13 protein-coding genes are annotated in these 17,994 nt (G+C 72.8%); 10 read left to right on the forward strand and 3 right to left on the reverse strand.

What is annotated here, in order from left to right; all coding sequences use genetic code 11:
• The first annotated feature begins 9 nt into the window (after window positions 1–9).
• Both ACIP37_RS28260 and ACIP37_RS28265 read left to right on the forward strand, forming a co-directional pair.
• The gene (locus ACIP37_RS28260) at window positions 10–1,578 is read left to right on the forward strand and encodes an amino acid permease (protein WP_400809511.1); all 1,569 of its coding nucleotides are present in this window, start codon (window positions 10–12) and stop codon (window positions 1,576–1,578) included.
• A 124-nt stretch (window positions 1,579–1,702) separates the two neighbouring features.
• Window positions 1,703–3,112 carry a glycosyltransferase 87 family protein gene (locus ACIP37_RS28265; protein WP_400809509.1) on the forward strand — a complete coding sequence of 470 codons (1,410 nt, stop codon included), beginning with the start codon at window positions 1,703–1,705 and terminating at the stop codon, window positions 3,110–3,112.
• A 25-nt stretch (window positions 3,113–3,137) separates the two neighbouring features.
• Here the strand turns inward: ACIP37_RS28265 and ACIP37_RS28270 are convergent, their stop codons facing one another.
• Together ACIP37_RS28270 and ACIP37_RS28275 are read right to left on the reverse strand one after the other, a co-directional pair.
• Window positions 3,138–4,904, reverse strand: coding sequence for a penicillin-binding transpeptidase domain-containing protein (locus ACIP37_RS28270; protein WP_363585342.1), 1,767 nt, complete (start codon window positions 4,902–4,904; stop codon window positions 3,138–3,140).
• 174 nt (window positions 4,905–5,078) lie between these two features.
• Window positions 5,079–6,974, reverse strand: a complete 1,896-nt coding sequence (locus ACIP37_RS28275) for a phospholipid carrier-dependent glycosyltransferase (protein ID WP_400809506.1) — start codon at window positions 6,972–6,974, stop codon at window positions 5,079–5,081.
• 106 nt (window positions 6,975–7,080) lie between these two features.
• Here ACIP37_RS28275 and rsmI point away from each other — a divergent pair, with 106 nt between their 5' ends.
• The 8 genes from rsmI (at window position 7,081) to ACIP37_RS28315 (ending at window position 15,949) form a co-directional block, all read left to right on the forward strand.
• On the forward strand, window positions 7,081–7,962 hold the full coding sequence (gene rsmI, locus ACIP37_RS28280; RefSeq protein WP_400809503.1) for a 16S rRNA (cytidine(1402)-2'-O)-methyltransferase: 882 nt from the start codon (window positions 7,081–7,083) through the stop codon (window positions 7,960–7,962).
• A gap of 247 nt (window positions 7,963–8,209) precedes the next feature.
• The gene (locus ACIP37_RS28285) at window positions 8,210–8,635 is read left to right on the forward strand and encodes a hypothetical protein (RefSeq protein WP_363585339.1); all 426 of its coding nucleotides are present in this window, start codon (window positions 8,210–8,212) and stop codon (window positions 8,633–8,635) included.
• 175 nt (window positions 8,636–8,810) lie between these two features.
• Window positions 8,811–10,430, forward strand: a complete 1,620-nt coding sequence (metG, locus tag ACIP37_RS28290; RefSeq protein ID WP_363585338.1) for a methionine--tRNA ligase — start codon at window positions 8,811–8,813, stop codon at window positions 10,428–10,430.
• Window positions 10,430–11,308 (forward strand): TatD family hydrolase, encoded by an 879-nt coding sequence (locus ACIP37_RS28295; protein ID WP_363585337.1) that lies wholly within the window; start codon window positions 10,430–10,432, stop codon window positions 11,306–11,308. The genes metG and ACIP37_RS28295 overlap by 1 nt, the downstream gene beginning before the upstream one ends.
• 70 nt (window positions 11,309–11,378) lie before the next feature.
• Entirely contained in the window at window positions 11,379–11,978 is a 600-nt protein-coding gene (locus ACIP37_RS28300) for a Uma2 family endonuclease (protein ID WP_400809500.1), read from the forward strand.
• Between the two features lie 28 nt (window positions 11,979–12,006).
• Complete coding sequence (gene rsmA, locus ACIP37_RS28305) at window positions 12,007–12,951, forward strand: 16S rRNA (adenine(1518)-N(6)/adenine(1519)-N(6))-dimethyltransferase RsmA (protein WP_400809497.1); 945 nt, start codon at window positions 12,007–12,009, stop codon at window positions 12,949–12,951.
• Entirely contained in the window at window positions 12,948–13,865 is a 918-nt protein-coding gene (locus ACIP37_RS28310) for a 4-(cytidine 5'-diphospho)-2-C-methyl-D-erythritol kinase (RefSeq protein WP_363630158.1), read from the forward strand. Before rsmA ends, ACIP37_RS28310 begins: the two co-directional genes overlap by 4 nt.
• A gap of 224 nt (window positions 13,866–14,089) precedes the next feature.
• Window positions 14,090–15,949 (forward strand): ABC-F family ATP-binding cassette domain-containing protein, encoded by a 1,860-nt coding sequence (locus ACIP37_RS28315; RefSeq protein ID WP_363585333.1) that lies wholly within the window; start codon window positions 14,090–14,092, stop codon window positions 15,947–15,949.
• A 94-nt stretch (window positions 15,950–16,043) separates the two neighbouring features.
• Here the strand turns inward: ACIP37_RS28315 and ACIP37_RS28320 are convergent, their stop codons facing one another.
• Complete coding sequence (locus ACIP37_RS28320; protein WP_400809494.1) at window positions 16,044–17,942, reverse strand: FUSC family protein; 1,899 nt, start codon at window positions 17,940–17,942, stop codon at window positions 16,044–16,046.
• Between the last annotated feature and the right edge of the window lie 52 nt (window positions 17,943–17,994).

Consider the following 17,994-nt stretch of genomic DNA (forward strand, 5'->3'; position numbering starts at 1 on the left):
TGGTCCCCGATGACACCCCATGACGCGTCGAGTGACCGGCCGCCAGGACACCCTCCCCCGCCCAGAAGGACCGCAGCTGTGACCAGCAACTCTCTCGGTGCGCGTCTGCTGCGACGCAAGCCCGTCTCGTCCCTCATCGCCGAGAGCGAGGGCCGGGACGGCCTCCCGGCCGGTGCGCCCGAGGAGGGCGGACGCTCCGGCATCCACCTGCGTCGCACGATCGGCCTCTGGCAGCTGTCCTCGATCGGCATCGGCGCCACCATCGGCACCGGCATCTTCTTCGTGCTCAGCAGCGCGGTGCCCTCGGCCGGCCCGGCCGTCATCCTGTCCTTCGTGCTCGCCGCGGTCACCGCCGGACTCACCGCGCTCTGCTACGCCGAGATGGCCTCCGCGATCCCGGTCTCCGGATCCTCGTACTCCTACGCCTACGCCACCCTCGGCGAGGGCGTCGCGTTCGGCGTCGGCATCTGCCTGCTGATGGAGTACGGCGTCTCCGCCTCCGCGATCGCGGTGAGCTGGGCCGAGTACCTGAACAAGTTCTTCGACCTGACCTTCGGCTTCACCATCCCGGAGCAGTTGTCCGGCGCGCCGAACGACACCCACTGGTTCAACCTGCCGGCGCTGCTGCTGGTCGCGATGGTCTGCGTGCTGCTCATCCGCGGCGTCAGCGAGTCGGTGAAGGTCAACGCGGCCATGGTCGGGATCAAGATCCTGATCCTGCTGCTGTTCGTCGGCGTCGCGCTCACCGGCTTCCACTCCGGCAACCTGACCCCGTTCATGCCGCTCGGCATCGGCGGCGTGCAGGTCGCCGCCTCCAGCATCTTCTTCTCCTTCATCGGCCTGGACGCCGTGTCCACCGCCGGTGAGGAGGTCAAGAACCCGCGCCGCACCCTGCCGCTGGCGATCATCATCTCGCTGGTCGTGGTGACCCTGCTCTACATCCTGGTCGCCCTCGCCGGCATCGGCGCCCAGCCGTGGCAGAAGTTCCAGGGCCAGGAGGCCGGCCTCGCCCAGATCCTCCAGGACATCACCGGCCAGACCTGGCCCTCGATCGTCTTCGCGATCGGCGCGATCCTCTCGATCTTCAGCATCACCCTCGTGGTGATCTACGGCCAGACCCGCATCCTGTACTCCATGGGCCGCGACGGCATGCTGCCCAAGCGCTTCGCCGAACTCTCCCCGCGCACCGGCACCCCGGTCTGGAACACCCTCGTGGTGGGCCTCGGCGTCGGCGCGCTGGCCGCCTTCGTCCCGCTGAAGGAGCTGGCCGACATCACCAGCCTCGGGACGCTCATCGCCTTCTCGGTCGTCTCGATCGGCGTGATCATCCTGCGCCGCACCCAGCCCGACCTGCCGCGCGGCTTCAAGGTCCCCGGCTACCCGGTCGTCCCGCTGCTCAGCGTCGCCTTCTGCGCCTACCTGATCACCGGCCTGCACGCCGACACCTTCCGGGCCGGCGCGATCGCCCTCGCCGTCGCCGTGGTCGTCTACTTCGGCTACAGCATCAAGCACTCCAAGCTGGAGCAGCAGGCGCAGGCCGCCACGGCGGACAGCTCCACCGGCCGCCGCAACAGCTGAGCCGGACGAATCCGGACATGGGGGGCCGCCGATCACGACACCCGGCGGCCCCCCTCATGCCACCTCCCGCTACGTGCCCCACGCCATGGCGACAGGGCCCGGCCACCACCCATAACCTTCCACCATGGTGAGCACCCGCACGCCCGGCTTCTCCCGCCCGCGCGGCCGCTTCACCGGCCGCAGCAGAACGCCGGCCCCGCCGACCCCCGCCGGAGCGCCGTCCGGACCAGGACGACCGCCCCTCGGCTTCTCCAGTCGGCCGTTCCCCCGCCAGCGTGGCGAGAGCACGTTCCCGCCCACGCCCGATCGGCTGAATCCCGCCCGACTCGCCTCGATGCGCACCGTCCAACTGCTCGGCTGCCTGATCGCGGCCGGCTGGGCGGCCGCCTTCCCGCTCGTCTCCGACCTGCCCAACCAGCGGATGTGGGGTTTCATCGCGGCCCCCGCCTACGTCCTGGCCGGGCTGCTCTGCCTCACCCTGCCGCGCCGCTACGCGGCCCGCGCCGCCGCCGTGGTCGCGCTCGCCGGGGCCGTCCTCGCGCCGCTCGCCCTGCTCGCCGTGCAGGGCCGCCACCAGTCCGAGGTGATGGTGGTCGAACGCTCGGCGCACCTGCTGCTCACCACCGGCAGCCCGTACCTGCCGCACCCGGTGGTGGTCACCGACTACAACCCGTACCTGCCGGCCATGACCCTGTTCGGGATGCCGCGCCAACTGCTGGGCGACGGCTCCGACCTCGCCCAGGTCGCCGGGGACGCCCGGATCTGGTTCGCGCTGGCCTTCGTGGTCTGCCTGCTGGCCAGCTGGCGGCTGCTGCGGCCCACCCGCGAGCGCGCGCCGCTGCTGCCGCTCGCCGTGCTCACCGCCTCGCCGCTGATCTCGCTGGCCCTCGTCGTCGGCGGGGTGGACCTGCCGCTGATCGGCCTCTGCTGCCTCGCCATGGCGCTCGCCGAGCGGGACCGCACCGTCGGCGCCGGCCTGGTGCTCGCCCTCGCCTGCACCCTCAAGTGGACGGCCTGGCCGGCGCTGCCGGTCGCCGCCCTGCTGCTGTGGCGGCTGTACGGCCGCCGACCCGCCGCCCGGACCACGCTGATCGCGGTCGGTACCGGCCTGGCCGTGCTCCTGCCCTCCGCGCTGACCCGGGCGGACGCACTGCGCGAGCAGGTGGTGCGCTTCCCGCTCGGGCTCACCGCCATCCGCACGCCGGCCGGCAGCCCGCTGCCCGGCAAGGTGCTGGCCGGCTTCGGGCCGACCGGGCACTCCGTCTCGCTGGCGCTGATGACCATGGGCGGGATCGGGGTGGCCATCTGGCTGCTCGCCCGGCCGCCGGTGTCCGCGATCGCGGCCGCCGACCTGCTGGCCGCCGGGCTGGCGATCGCGTTCATGCTCGCCCCGGCCGGGCGGTTCGGCTACCTCGCCCTGCCGGTGGTCCTGGTGATCTGGCCGCGGCTGGCGGCCCGGCGCTGGAGCAGCCGGCGCCCGATCCCGCCGCACCGGCTGCCGGGCAGACCGGAGCCCGCCCTGCCACGGGGCTGAGCGGGCTCCGTCCGGACGGGTTGTTCTAGCGGCCCGCGGCCTTGAGCAGCGAGGCGACGGCCGGGCCGGCCGCGTCCACGCCGTGGCCGCCGCCCTGCACCTCGGCGGCGACCGCGATGTTGCCGCGGAAGGCGGTGAACCAGCTGTTGGTGGTGGTCGCGCCGGCGACCTCGGCGGAGCCGGTCTTGGCACCCGCGTTGTCGGTGATCCCGGCCATCACGTCCTTGGCCGTGCCGCCGGTGGCGGTGGCGTTCATCATCGCGCGCAGCTTGCCCGCGACGTCCGGCGCGATCTGGCGGGCCGCCGCCTGCTGCGGCAGGCCGGCGACCAGGATCGGCTGCTTGAACGCGCCGCTCTGGACGGTCGCGGTGATCGAGGCGATGGCCAGCGGGTTCATCTGGACCTTGCCCTGGCCGATGTAGTTCATGGCCTGCTCGTCCTTGCTGCCCGGCGTCGGCGGCACCTTGCCGTCGGTGTTCGGCAGACCGGTCTTCCACTCCAGGCCGATGCCGAACACGTCCTTGGCCGTGCTGGACAGCGTCTCGGGCTTGAGGCTGGTCAGGCCCTGGTTGATGAAGGCCGTGTTGCAGGACACCATGAAGTCCTGCTGGAGCGTGTTGTTGGGGAAGGCGCCCGGGAAGTCGTTCGGGATCGCGACCGGGTTGCTGCTCTTCTCCGGGCAGGCCACCACGGTGTCCGGGTTGACCCCGGCCTCCAGCAGCGCCGTCGAGGTGACGATCTTCATCGTCGAGCCGGGCGCGAGCAGGCCGGTGAAGGCCCGGTTCTGACCGCTGGCCGGCGCGTTGGCGAAGGCCAGCACCTGGCCGGTGCTCGGCTCGATCGCGGCGATCGACCCGGACTTGCCGCCCAGGTCCGTCATCGCCTTCTCGGCCGCCGCCTGGATGGTGTTGTCGATGGTCACCTTGAACGGCTTGCCGGGCTTGGGCTCGACGATGGTGAACAGCTTGTCCGAGGCCCCCTTTCCGGCCGGGTCGCTGATCACCACCGCGCTGCCCGCGTCCTGGTCCTTGTTCGGGTCCGGCGGCAGCAGCTTGTGGGCGTTGTCCTGGAGGGTGGACAGCAGCGCCGGGGTGAGCGAGGCGCCCTGCAGCGGCTTGCCGTTGCGGTCCACCACGGTGGACGGCGGGGCGAAGACCTGCTGGGTGGCGATCGTCTCGTTGCCGGACAGGTGCGGGTGGATCACCGTCGGCGCCCAGTGCACGGCCGGGGTGTTGTCGCTCATCTTCACGACGTTCAGGAAGCCGTTGTAGTCCCAGACCCGGTTGGTGCCGGCGAACTCGGCGCGCGCCTTGAAGCCCATCAGCACACCGGCGGGGCCGGCCGAGGCGGAGGCCGACGGCGAGTCGGTGGCACCGGGGGTCGCGCCCGCCGACGACGTGGCCGAGGCTCCGGCGGAGGGCTTGGCCGGCGCGGGGGTGCCGGTGGCCGACGCGAAGGCCTGCGGGGTGGCCGGGCCGGCCGGGGCCAGGGTCAGCGCGCTCGGCTTGACCTGGTCGCGGAACGCCGTCAGCGCGGTGGTGGCCGCGGCCGGGTCGTCCGTCAGCGCGGCGGCCTTGTCCAGGTCGCCGGCCGCCCAGGCCGCCAGGAAGTCCTTCGCACCGTTGGTCGCCTGCTCGGCCGAGGGCGGCTCGGCGACCACCGTGCGGGGCTTCTTCGCCGAGGACGATCCGGAGTCCGAGCCGCCCATCAGGCTGTACGCCCCGTAGCCACCGCCCGCGAGCACGGCGACGGAGACGCCGGTGATGATGCCGATCTTCGCGCCTCTGCGCATGGTGCTGTTCCCCCAAGGGTCTGCCGGACGGGCGCGACCGACCGGGGCCGGACACGTTGTTCCCCCCACCCTAGGCAGCGCCGATCGGTGCGCCGACGAAATGCCCGCGAGTTGTGACGGATCTGGTACGTGTCGTGCACCGCATACGGACGATTCGGGGAACAGCGGTGTCGATCAGATCCAGCTGTTGAACCACATCCGCTGGCGCCAGTCGTCCATCGGAATCGTCTGCCCGGTGAACAGCGGGAAGAAGAAGAGGAAGTTCCACACGATCAGCAGCACCAGCAGCCCGGCCGCCGCCGAACCGATGATCCGGCGGTCCCGGGAGGCCCCCGGAGGCCCGATCAGCGCACCGACCAGCATGGTCACCGCGAGCACCAGGAACGGGACGAACACCACCGCGTAGAAGAGGAAGATCGTCCGCTGCTGGTAGGCGAACCACGGCAGGTAGCCGGCGGCCAGGCCGCACAGCACCGCGCCCGCCCGCCAGTCCCGCCGCGCCACCCAGCGCCACAGGCAGTACACCAGCGCCACCACGGCCGCCCACCACAGCAGCGGGGTGCCGATGCCCAGCACCTCGCGGGCGCACTCGGCGGCCGTGCAGCCGCTCTGGCCCTGCTTGGGGGACTCGTAGAAGAACGAGACCGGCCGGCCCAGCACCAGCCAGGACCACGGGTTCGACTGGTAGGTGTGCGGGTCGCTCAGGTGGGTGTGGAAGTCGTAGACCGTCGAGTGGTAGTGCCACAGGGCGCGCAGCCCCTCGGGTATCCACGGGTAGTCGGTCGAGCGGCCCACCGCCCAGTCCCGGCCCCAGCCGCCCTTGCCCGGCACGTTGCTGCTGGCGAACCAGCCCCACCAGGACGTGACGTAGACGACCAGCGACACCACCACGACCGACACGAAGGCCGGCACCACGTCCCGGGCGAGCGTCGCCAGGTACGGGCGCGGGGCCCCGGCCAGGCGGCGGGCGCCGACGTCCCACAGCACCGTCATCACGCCGAAGGCCGCCGCCACGTACAGGCCGCTCCACTTGGTGGCGCAGGTCAGGCCGACGCAGACGCCGGCCGCGATCCGGTACGGGCGCCAGCCCAGGTTCGCCCGCTGCGCCAGCACCGCGTCCGGCACCCCGCCGAGCCGGTCGGCCAGCCGGGCCCGGGTGCGGTCGCGGTCCAGCAGCAGGAAACCGAAGGCGGCGAGGATCCAGAACATCACCACCAGGTCCAGCAGCGCGGCGCGGCTGAGCACCAGGTGCAGGCCGTCCACCGAGAGCAGCAGGCCGGCCACGCAGCCCAGCAGGGTCGAGCGGAACAGCCGGCGGGCGATCCTGGCCACCATCAGCACCGACAGCGTGCCGAGCAGGGCCACCGCGAACCGCCAGCCGAAGGGGTTCATGCCGAACAGCATCTCGCCGGCGCCGATGATCCACTTGCCCACCGGCGGATGGACCACGTAGGAGGCCGCCGATCGGTACGGGACGGCCGCGCCGGGCGTCATGATCTGCTCGTTGGCGCCGTCCGGCCAGTTGATCTCGTAGCCGCCGTGCCAGAGCGCGTAGGCGTCCTTGGCGTAGTACGTCTCGTCGAAGATGATCGCGTGCGGCTGGCCGAGGTTGGTGAAGCGCAGGATCCCGGCGAACACCGCCACCGCGATCGGGCCCAGCCAGCCGGACCAGCGGCACAGCCACGACCACACGGCCGGCGGCACGGACACGCCCAGCCGCAGCAGCAGCGGCGACGGAGGCACCACCGCCGGGGTCACCCCGGGGCCGTCCGGCATCGGCGGGACCAGGCGCTCGGCCAGCGGGGCCACCGGGCGGCCGGCGTAGCCGAACCCGGCCAGCCGCTCGCGCCAGCTGCGCGCGGCGCTGCCGGGTTGGTCGGGTCGGCCGGGTTGGTCGGGCTGGTCCGGGCGGTCGAACTGGTCGGGTTGGTCGGGCCGCGCGGGGCTCCCGGCCTGGTCGGCGGGCCGCGGAGCCGGGACGGCGGAGGACGGCAGGCCGGCCACGTCGCCGCCATCCTGCGCGGTGTGGTCTGTACCAGTGGGCGTGCGCGCCGCCGTGTCGCCGTTCATCCGCCACATCGTAGGGGCGCTTCTCACACGTGTGACCGCTCCCTCGGAAGCTGCCCGAATCGTCACCAAAAGCCCCCGGGCCGCGGTAGCTGCAAGGATGGGGCCCGTGACAGGAGTACTCGTTCTCGCAGGCACCCCCATCGGCGACGTCTCGGACGCCCCGCCCCGGCTGCTCACCGAACTGGCCACGGCGGACGTGATCGCGGCCGAGGACACCCGGCGGCTGCGCCGGCTCACCCAGGCGCTCGGGGTGACCCCGGCCGGGCGGGTGGTCTCCTACTTCGAGGGCAACGAGGTCGGCCGCACCCCCGAACTGGTCGAGGCACTGCTCGGCGGCGCCCGGGTGCTGCTGGTCACCGACGCCGGCATGCCGTCCGTCTCCGACCCCGGCTACCGGCTGGTCGCCGCCGCCGTCGAGGCCGACGTCAAGGTCACCGCGGTGCCCGGGCCGTCCGCCGTGCTCACCGCGCTCGCGCTGTCCGGCCTGCCCGTCGACCGCTTCACCTTCGAGGGTTTCCTGCCGCGCAAGACCGGCGACCGGGCCCGGCAGCTCGCCTCGATCGCGGCCGAGCCGCGCACCATGGTCTTCTTCGAGGCGCCGCACCGGATCGCCGAGGCGCTCGCCGCGATGGCCGAGGCGTTCGGCGCCGACCGGCCCGCCGCCGTCTGCCGCGAGCTCACCAAGACGTACGAGGAGGTGAAACGCGGACCCCTCGGCGACCTGGCGGCCTGGGCCGCCGAAGGCGTCAGGGGCGAGATCACCGTCGTCGTCGCGGGCGCCCCGCCGGCGGCGCCGCAGGAGCTCACCCCCGCCGAACTGGCCCGGCTGGTGGCCGTCCGGGAGGAGGCCGGGGAGCGCCGCAAGGAGGCCATCGCGGCCGTCGCGGCGGAGCTCGCGCTGCCGAAGCGGGAGGTGTTCGACGCGGTGGTGGCGGCCAAGAACGAGGCGAAGAGCGAGGCCTCGAAGGGGGCGGGGACGGGGCCGTGAAAGAGGGGTGAATTCCGGGGGGTTGCGTGACCCCGGGGGAGTCGTACCTTTGAGGGAAGGCCCCGGTAAACGCCCACGGAGCTGAAAGTTCGGTCGCGGTTTCCGGAACGATCCAGGCCTTTCGTATAGGAGTTCCCAACCCGCGTCCAACTCTTCACAAGCAGGGCATCGGCCGAGGCCGTCAGGGCATTTCCTGGAATGGAAAGACCCAGCCGGGCGAGCGCCCGGCGGGCGCTGGGAGACGGCTATGAGCGAGATGATCGGTAGCCCCCTCGGTGGCAACGCGCTGAGCGCCCCCGGCCTGGCCGGACGGCCGCACACTCCCGTCGAGACCGTGCGGGAGGCCTACTCCTTCGCCTGCCTGCGATGCGGGTACGGCTGGGAGCAGGCGTACGACATCGAGCACCACGCCGGCAAGGACGGGCACGTCGTGTTCGAATACCACGCCAACGGTGTCCGGGTACCGTCCCCGCTGCTCAAGCCGACCTGCCCGGGGTGTGGCGGACACACCGTCCGGATCATGCGCGAGGGCCGGGTCGCCACCGCCGACCAGTCCTGGCACCACGCCCCCGGCTACCCGGCGCACGCCGAGCCGGCCGGGGCGGCCCCGGTGACCGACCCCGCGAAGCCGCGCGGACGCTGGGCCCGGTTCTGGTCGCGGCTGCTGGGCTGACCGCCGGCACCGGGAGCGCACCCGGGGGCCGCCCGCCGCGAGCAGCGCGGCGGGCGGCCCCCGCCGTCGTCGGCCGGGCGGCAATCCGCCGAGGGCGGCGGGCGGCAATCCGTCGAGGGCGGCGGGCGGCAATCCGGTCGAGGGCTGCGGGCGGGCCCGACTAAGCTTTCCGACCATGGCGGCCACTGCAGACCACAGCACCACCGGGGCGACCGCCCCGGCGTACTACGTTTCCACCCCGATCTACTACGTCAACGATCGCCCGCACCTGGGCCACGCGTACACCACCGTGGCGGGCGACGTCCTCACCCGCTGGCACCGCCAGCGCGGCGAGAAGGTGTGGTACCTGACCGGCACCGACGAGCACGGTCAGAAGATCATGCGGACCGCCGAGGCCAACGGCGTCAGCCCGCAGGAGTGGTGCGACAAGCTGGTCGAAGAGGCCTGGAAGCCGCTCTGGGAGCACCTGGAGATCGCCAACGACGACTTCATCCGCACCACCCAGCAGCGCCACACCGACCGCGTGCAGGAGTTCGTCCAGGACCTGTACGACAAGGACGAGATCTACAAGGGCGGCTACTCCGGCCCGTACTGCGTCGGCTGCGAGGAGTTCAAGCTCCCGGCCGAACTGCTCGACGGCGCCACCGAGGACGAGAAGCTCTGCGCCGTGCACAAGCGGCCGGTCGAATGGCTGGAGGAGGAGAACTACTTCTTCCGCCTCTCCGCCTACGGCCCGAAGCTGCTGGAGTTCTACGCCGCCAACCCGGACTTCATCCAGCCGGCCTCGGCCCGCAACGAGGTGCTGCGCTTCGTCGAGCAGGACCTGAAGGACCTCTCGATCTCCCGCTCCACCTTCAACTGGGGCGTCCCGCTGCCCTGGGACGAGAAGCACGTCCTGTACGTGTGGGTGGACGCGCTGCAGAACTACATCACCGCGGCCGGCTACGGCAGCGACCCGGAGCGCTTCGCCGAACTGTGGCCGGCCTCCGTCCACCTGGTGGGCAAGGACATCCTGCGCTTCCACGCCGTGATCTGGCCCGCCATGCTGATGGCCGCGGGCCTGCCGCTGCCCAAGCGGGTCGTCGCCAACGGCTGGCTGATGGTCGGCGGCGAGAAGATGTCCAAGTCCAACCTGACCGGCATCTCGCCCACCGACCTCACCTCGCACTTCGGCGTGGACGCCTACCGCTACTACTTCCTGCGGGCGATCCCCTTCGGCACCGACGGCTCGTTCTCCTGGGAGGACTTCACCGCCCGGTACACCTCCGAACTCGCCAACGACTTCGGCAACCTGGCCTCCCGGGTCGCCGCCATGGTCGGCAAGTACTTCGACGGCGCGCTGCCGGCCGCCGCCGCCCACGGTGACGCCGAGCAGGCCATCGCGGACGGCCTCGCCACGGCCCTCGCCACCGCCGACCGGAAGATCGGCGAGGAGCTGGACTTCGCCGGCGGCCTCGCGGCGATCTTCGAGTTCGTCAAGCAGGTCAACGGCTACCTCACCGAGCAGGAGCCGTGGAAGGTGGCCAAGGACGACTCGGAGCAGGGCCGGGCCCGCCTCGCCACCATCCTCTACACCGCCGCCGAGGCGCTGCGCGGCACCGCCGTCATGCTCAACCCGGTGATGCCGTCCACCGCCGAGAAGCTGTGGACCTCGCTCGGCGCCGAGGCCGGCCTCGGCGCGCTCGCCGCGCAGACCATCGCCACCACCGCCGACTGGGGCCGGCTGCCCGCCGGCAGCACCGTCACCAAGGGCGAGATCCTGTTCCCGCGCCTCGAAGAGAAGCCCGCCTCCTGATGTCTGCCAAGGACGACGCCCGGTCGACCCCGCCGCCACTGCCGGAACCCCTGGCCGTGGCGGTGGCCGACTCGCACACCCACCTCGACATGCAGGCCGGCACCCCGGCCGAGGGACTGGCCCGGGCCGCCTCGGTCGGGGTCACCACGGTCGTCCAGGTGGGCTGCGACGTGCCCGGCTCGCGCTGGGCCGCCGAACTGGCGGCCCAGTACGAGCAGGTGCACGCGGCCGTCGCCCTGCACCCCAACGAGGCGCCGCGGATCTTCCTCGGCGACGCGGACGGCTGGTCCGGCCAGCAGCGGAAGGCGGGCGGCGAGGCCGCGCTGGAGGAGGCGCTCGCCGAGATCGACCGGCTCGCCGCCCTCCCGCAGGTCCGCGCCGTCGGCGAGACCGGCCTCGACTACTTCCGCACCGGCCCCGAGGGCGTCGAGATCCAGAAGGAGTCGTTCCGCCGCCACATCGAGATGGCCAAGCGGCACGACAAGGCCCTGGTCATCCACGACCGCGACGCCCACGAGGACGTCATCGCCGTCCTGCTGGCGGAAGGCGCCCCCGAGCGGACGGTCTTCCACTGCTACTCCGGCGACGCCGAGATGGCCAAGGTCTGCGCCGAACACGGCTGGTACCTGTCCTTCGCCGGCCCGGTCACCTTCAAGGCCAACCAGCCGCTGCGCGACGCCCTCGCCGCCACCCCCCTCGACCGGGTCCTGGTCGAGACCGACGCGCCCTTCCTCACCCCCCACCCCTACCGCGGCCGGCCCAACGCCCCGTACCTCATCCCGGTCACCGTCCGCTCGATGGCCGGCACGCTGGGGCTGCACGAGGACGAGCTGTCCACGGCGATCGCGGAGAACACGGCCCGGGCCTTCGGGTACTGAGCCGGTCGAACGAAAGTCTGATTCCGGCGGAACGATTCGGCACTCCCGGCTGCTTCTTGGGCTGGCTAGCATGAGTGCAGTGAGGGAGGTGGCGATGACCGCCGAGCCGATCGACTGGATGCATCCGCCGTCCCAGGGCTGGACGTACGAGCAGGTCAAGGACCTCGACCTGCCGTTCGATTGGGAACTGGTGGACGGAGCCGTCGTGGTCCGAGGGATGGCGAAGTGGTGGCACGACCAGGTGCGCGATCAGCTGCTCATCAGGTTGTCCGGCGCGCGGACCACGCCTTACGTCGTGAACGCCGAGCGCTGCGTCCTGCTCGACGAATACAACACCTCCAAGCCCGACGTCGTCGTCATCGACAAGACCGGCCTCGACTTCTTCGAGCTGGAGTGCACCCCGCCCGAGTCGGTGGTCCTGGCGGTCGAGGTCGTATCACCCGGCTCCAGGGTCGTCGACCGTTTCCGCAAGCCAGGCCAGTACGCCGAGAAGAAGATCCCGTACTACTGGCGGGTCGAGCGCGGCCTCGACAACCTGCCGATCGTGCACGAGTTCCACCGGGACGATGAGAAGGGCGTCTACCTGCCCGTCGCCCAGCATGAGGGCGTGCTCCGCACCTCGGTGCCGTACCCCGTCGAGATCGACCTCGCCCAGGTCGTCGAACTCTGAGGGCCCCGCGCGCCCGTATCCTTGGCGCGTGAGCACCACCGACCCCACCCCTGACAGCCACCTGCTGGGCGCCGCCGACATTCGGGAGCTGGCGGCCGCGTTCGGCGTGAAGCCGACCAAGCAGCGCGGGCAGAACTTCGTCATCGACGGCAACACCGTGCGGCGGATCGTCCGGGCAGGCGGGGTGACGGCCGAGGACGCGGTGGTCGAGGTCGGACCCGGGCTCGGGTCGCTGACGTTGGCGCTGCTGGAGGTGGCCGCGCACGTCACGGCGGTGGAGATCGACCCGGTACTGGCACAGCACCTGCCGGCGACCGTCGCGGCCCGGATGCCCGGCAAGGTCGACAGCTTCGACCTGGTGTTCAGCGACGCCATGGAGGTCACCGAGCTGCCCGGGCCGGCGCCCACCGCGCTGGTCGCCAACCTGCCGTACAACGTGGCCGTGCCCGTCCTGCTGCACATGCTGGCGACCTTCCCCAGTATCGAGCGCACCCTGGTGATGGTGCAGGCCGAGGTCGCCGACCGGCTCGCCGCCAAGCCCGGCAACAAGGTCTACGGCGTCCCGTCCGTCAAGGCCAACTGGTACGCCGACGTGAAGCGGTCCGGTGCCATCGGCCGGAACGTGTTCTGGCCCGCCCCCAACGTCGACTCCGGGCTGGTCTCGCTGATCCGCCGCGAGCCGCCGAAGACCACCGCCAGCCGCAGGGAGGTGTTCGCCGTCGTCGACGCCGCGTTCGCCCAGCGGCGCAAGACCCTGCGCGCCGCGCTGGCCGGCTGGGCCGGCTCCGCCGCCGGGGCCGAGCAGGCGCTCGCGGCGGCCGGGATCGACCACAAGCTGCGCGGCGAGATGCTCACGGTGGAGCAGTTCGCCGCGATCGCCGAGCACAAGCCGGTGATCTCCGAGCACGAGCCGGTGATCTCCGAGCACGAGCCGGTGATCTCCGAGCACGAGCCGGAGGCGGACTCCCAGTGATCACCGTGCGGGTTCCGGCCAAGGTCAACGTCCAGCTCGGGGTGGGCGGACTGCGCGCCGACGGGTTCCACGACCTGGCCAACGTGTTCTTCGCCGTCGCCCTCGGCGACGAGGTCACCGCCACGGCGGGGGAGGGCGTCACGCTCTCCTGCACCGGGCCGGACGCCCACGTCGTCCCCCTCGACGACAGCAACCTCGCCGCCCGCGCCGCCCGCCTGCTCGCCGCCCACCACGGCATCGCCGACCCCGGCGTGCACCTGCACATCGCCAAGGCCATCCCGGTCGCCGGCGGCATGGCCGGCGGCAGCGCCGACGGGGCCGCCGCGCTGGTCGCCTGCGACGCGCTCTGGCAGCTCGACACCGCCCTCGACACCCTCCTGGAGCTGGCCGCCGAACTCGGCTCCGACGTGCCGTTCGCCCTGCTCGGTGGCGTCGCGCTGGGCCTCGGCCGGGGCGAGATCCTGCAGCCGCTCACCGTCGACGGCGCCTTCCACTGGGTGTTCGCGGTCGCCGACGGCGGCCTCTCCACCCCCGCCGTCTTCCGCGAGTGCGACCGTCTGCGCGAGGAGGCCGGCACCGGCTCCAGCGACACCGACGTCCGCACCCCCGACGCCGACCCCGCGCTGCTCGCCGCCCTCGCCCAGGGCGATGCCGTCGCCCTGGCCGCCGCCCTCGCCAACGACCTCCAGCCCGCCGCCCTCTCGCTGCGGCCCGCGCTCGCCGCCACCCTGCGGGCCGGCACCGAGGCCGGCGCGCTCGGCGCCCTCGTCTCCGGCTCGGGGCCGACCTGCGCGTTCCTCGCCAAGGACGCCGACGCGGCCGCCGCCGTCGCCGAGGCGCTGCGGGCCTCCGGCACCTGCCGGACCGCGCACGCCACGTACGGGCCGGTGCCGGGGGCGGCGCTGGTGCCGTAGGGCCCGCCGGTGCCGGGGCGGCGCCCGCGTCGTAGGGACCCCGCTCGCGTCGTAGGGGCTTCGCCGGTTCGGGGCCCGCCGGTTTCGGGGCCCCCGCCGCCGCAGGCGGTGAGGGCGCTTCGGCGGGCCCATTAGGCTGGGGAGATCGGGGCGTCCCCGACAGGGGTGCCCGGCCGCGACCGGCGGGCCGCCCCGAGACCGCCAATCCCAGGAGCGCAGCAGACGTGGCCGTCAACCTCGCCACCATCGAGTCCGTCACGAAGGTCTACGGCACCCGCGCCCTCCTGGACGGAGTCAGCCTCGGCGTCAGCGAAGGCGACCGGATCGGCGTCGTCGGACGCAACGGCGACGGCAAGACCACCCTGATCCGGATGCTCGCCAAGCTGGAGGAGGCCGACAGCGGCCGGATCACCTGGAACGGCGGCCTCCAGCTGGCCGTCCTCACCCAGCACGACTCGCTCGACCCGACGGCCACCATCCGGCACGAGGTGATCGCCGACCGGGCCGACCACGAGTGGCTCGGCGACGCCCGCATCCGCGACATCGTCGAAGGCCTCTTCGGCGGCCTCGACCTGCCCGGCTTCGCCGACGGCCTCGACACCGTCATCGGCCCGCTCTCCGGCGGCGAGCGCCGCCGGATCGCCCTCGCCAAGCTGCTCCTCGGCTCGCCCGACCTGATCGTCCTCGACGAGCCCACCAACCACCTCGACGTCGAGGGCATCAACTGGCTCGCCCAGCACCTGCAGAAGCGCCGCTCCGCGCTGGTCTGCGTCACCCACGACCGCTGGTTCCTCGACCAGGTCTGCACCCGGATGTGGGACGTCCAGGGCGGCGCCGTGCACGAGTACGAGGGCGGCTACTCCGACTACGTCTTCGCCCGCGCCGAGCGCTCCCGGATCGAGGCCGTCGAGGAGCAGAAGCGCCAGAACCTCGCCCGCAAGGAACTCGCCTGGCTGCGCCGCGGCGCCCCCGCCCGCACCTCCAAGCCGCGCTACCGGATCGAGGCCGCCAACGCCCTGATCGCCGACGTGCCGGAGCCCCGGGACCGGTCCGAGCTGATGAAGTTCGCCAACGCGCGACTGGGCAGGACCGTCTTCGACCTGGAAGGCGTCACCGTCAAGGCCGGCCCCAAGCTGCTGCTGGAGAACCTCACCTGGCAGCTCGGCCCCGGCGAGCGGATCGGCCTGCTCGGCGTCAACGGCGCCGGCAAGACCTCGCTGCTGCGCGCCCTGCGCGACGCGTACGCCTCCGAGGGCGACGTGCAGCCCGCGTCGGGTCTGATCAAGGTCGGCAAGACGGTGCGGCTCGCCTACCTGTCGCAGGAGGTCGTCGAACTGGACCCGGCCATCCGGGTGCTCCAGGCCGTCGAGCAGGTCCGCTCGCGCGTCGACCTCGGCAAGGGCCGGGAGATGAGCGCCGGCCAGCTGTGCGAGCAGTTCGGCTTCGGCAAGGACAAGCAGTGGACGCCCGTCGGCGACCTGTCCGGCGGCGAGCGGCGGCGGCTCCAACTGCTGCGCCTGCTGATGGACGAGCCCAACGTGCTGTTCCTCGACGAGCCCACCAACGACCTCGACATCGAGACCCTCAACCAGCTGGAGGACCTGCTCGACGGCTGGCCCGGCTCGATGATCGTCATCAGCCACGACCGGTTCTTCATCGAGCGGACCACCGACGTCGTCCACGCGCTGCTCGGCGACCAGAAGATGCGGATGCTGCCGGGCGGCGTCGACGAGTACCTGGAGCGGCGGGCGCGGATGGCCGCCTCGATCGCCGCCGCCGCTTCGGCCGCGTCGGGTGCTTCGACCGCCTCGACCGCTTCGGCCGCGGCGTCCGGCGGCTCGGACGCCGGGACCGCCGCGTCGGCCCTGTCGGGCGGCGACCTGCGGGCGGCGAAGAAGGAGATGCAGAAGATGGAGCGGCAGATCGCCAAGCTGGACCAGAAGGAGTCCAAGCTGCACGCCCAACTCGCCGAGCACGCCGCCGACTTCTCCAAGGTCGCGGAGCTGGACGCGCAACTGCGCACCGTCCGGGAGGAGAAGGAGGAGCTGGAGCTGAGCTGGCTGGAGCTGGCCGAGCAGGTCTGAGCCCCGGTCGGAGTTCCGGCCGGAGTCCTGATCGGGGTTCTGGTTGGAGTTCTGGTCGGAGTCTTCTGGCCGGGACCGGGACTCCGGTCGGGCCCTACCGGGCCAGCAGGGCCTCCAGCTCGTCCGCCGCACGGCCCAGCGCACTGCGCGTCGGGTCGTGCGGCGCCGTCGGGCGGGCCGCCGCCCCGGTCGGCGGGCGGTGCTCGCGGGCCGCCGCCGTCAGCTCGTCCAGCGCCCGGCGCACCCGCCCCACCTCCGCCGGATCCGGCACCCGGCCGCCGTACCGCAGCTGCGCCGCGAACGCCGCCACCGCGCCGCCCAGCCGTTCCAACGCCGCCGTCGCCGGCAGCCACTGCTCCGCCAGCCGTCCCGTCGGCGGCGGCTCGGCCAGCCCCTGCCGCACCTCCTGGCGGGCGTCCTCCAACGCCCGGTACGCCGTACGGCGCAGCCACACCTCGGCCCGGCCCGCGTCCCCGGTGACCGCGTCCAGATAGGCCCGCAGCGCGGTGGCCGCGTCCACCAGCCGGGGCTCGATCCGGTGCCGCGGACGCTCGGGCCACAGCAGATAGCCGAAGAGCAGCACGATCGCGCTCGCGAGCACCGTGTCCAGCACCCGCGGCCAGAACTCGGCCGCGCTGCTCTGCCCGCCCAACTGGAGCAGGATCAACGCCATCGGCGTCATCGCCACCGTGTTCAGCCCGTAGTGCGCCGCCGTCGCGTACGGCAGTAGGGCCACGCAGAACGCGGCGATCGCCGTCAGTACCCACGCGTCGGTCGTGAGCGACACCACGGCCGCCGTGACCGCCACCCCGAGCACCGTGCCGACCGAGCGGCTCACCGCCCGCAGGAACACCGAACCGAGATCCGGCTTCAACACGAAGGCGATCGTCATCGGCACCCAGTAGCTCTTGCTGAGCGGGTAGCTGGCCGTCACCGCCGAACCGACCGCGATGCACAACGCCACCCGCAGCCCGTACCGGACCGAACCGCGCGACAGCAGCCGCACCCGCAGCCGCCACGGATCGGGCGGCGGTGCCGGTGCGGTACCGACCTCCGCCTCCCGGCCGGCCACGGTGTCGGCCGCCGCGCGCAACGCCACGTCCAGGGCCTGCCGGGACGGCGTGTCCGGCTGCCACTGCGGAACGGCGACCTCGCCGCCGCCCCGCCGGACCGCGTCCGCCAACCGGAGCGGTACCTCCGCGACCTCGGGCGGCACCGGCCGCCACGCCCACAACAGGCCCGTCGCCGCCTCGGTGGCGGCCAACGCCGCCTCGTACATCCGGCGCAGCCGAACCGTACGGGCGGACTCCGACCCCGGGCGGTGCGGTCGCGGGAGGAGGTCCTGCAACTGGTTCAACCGGGCCGTCAACACCTGGCGCGAAGCCGCGCCCTGCGGCGTGCCCAAATCGGCCAGCGTCCGGCCGAACGCCTCGTACGCGGCCGCCAGCGCACGGTTGCGCGGATCCGAGGCGGGACGGCGGTGCGCGCCCCCCGGCAGACCCAGTACCACCACGAACGCGGCACCCGCCAGCATCATCGGCGCCGCCGCCCACCACGGATCCGGCAACGGCATCCCGCTGCCCAACGCCGCCGACACCAGCAGCAGCATCCCCGCCGCCGAACCCCGCGGGCCCGTCGCACTCAGCGCGCCGGACGCGAACGCCGTGAACGTGAGCGCCGCACCGAGCACCACCGCCGAAACGTGCGCGTGCTGGAGGGAAGTGCCGATCAGCATGCCGAGCGCCGAAGCCAGCACCGCCGACGCGATCCGGGGCACCCGCAGGCCGCTCGGCTCCGCGCGGTCGTTCATCGTCGCGTGCATCGCGCCCAGACCGGCGAACACCCCCAGATCCAGCCGGTGCGCCAGCAGCCCTGCGGCCAGCGGCACCGCCATGCCCACCGCCGCGCGGGCCATCAGCGCCAGCGGCAACGGCGGCTGGGAAGGACGGGCGGCACGGGCCCACCAGGAGGGGGCGGACTCGTCTGCGGGCATCAGGTCACGTCCGTTCTGCGGCCAGGGGTCGCTGCTGTGCGACATTGCGCGG

The sequence above is a fragment of the Kitasatospora sp. NPDC088861 genome (assembly GCF_044750105.1).
Classification (GTDB): Bacteria; Actinomycetota; Actinomycetes; order Streptomycetales; family Streptomycetaceae; genus Kitasatospora.

Bases quoted from the DNA above. Each gene is read 5' to 3' on its own strand.
- ACIP37_RS28265 (WP_400809509.1), top strand. From the start codon at position 1,703: ATGGTGAGCACCCGCACGCCCGGCTTCTCCCGCCCGCGCGGCCGCTTC.
- ACIP37_RS28320 (WP_400809494.1), bottom strand. From the start codon at position 17,942: ATGCCCGCAGACGAGTCCGCCCCCTCCTGGTGGGCCCGTGCCGCCCGT.
- ACIP37_RS28270 (WP_363585342.1), bottom strand. From the start codon at position 4,904: ATGCGCAGAGGCGCGAAGATCGGCATCATCACCGGCGTCTCCGTCGCC.
- ACIP37_RS28275 (WP_400809506.1), bottom strand. From the start codon at position 6,974: ATGAACGGCGACACGGCGGCGCGCACGCCCACTGGTACAGACCACACC.
- metG (WP_363585338.1), top strand. From the start codon at position 8,811: ATGGCGGCCACTGCAGACCACAGCACCACCGGGGCGACCGCCCCGGCG.
- ACIP37_RS28300 (WP_400809500.1), top strand. From the start codon at position 11,379: ATGAGTGCAGTGAGGGAGGTGGCGATGACCGCCGAGCCGATCGACTGG.
- ACIP37_RS28260 (WP_400809511.1), top strand. From the start codon at position 10: ATGACACCCCATGACGCGTCGAGTGACCGGCCGCCAGGACACCCTCCC.
- ACIP37_RS28285 (WP_363585339.1), top strand. From the start codon at position 8,210: ATGAGCGAGATGATCGGTAGCCCCCTCGGTGGCAACGCGCTGAGCGCC.
- ACIP37_RS28295 (WP_363585337.1), top strand. From the start codon at position 10,430: ATGTCTGCCAAGGACGACGCCCGGTCGACCCCGCCGCCACTGCCGGAA.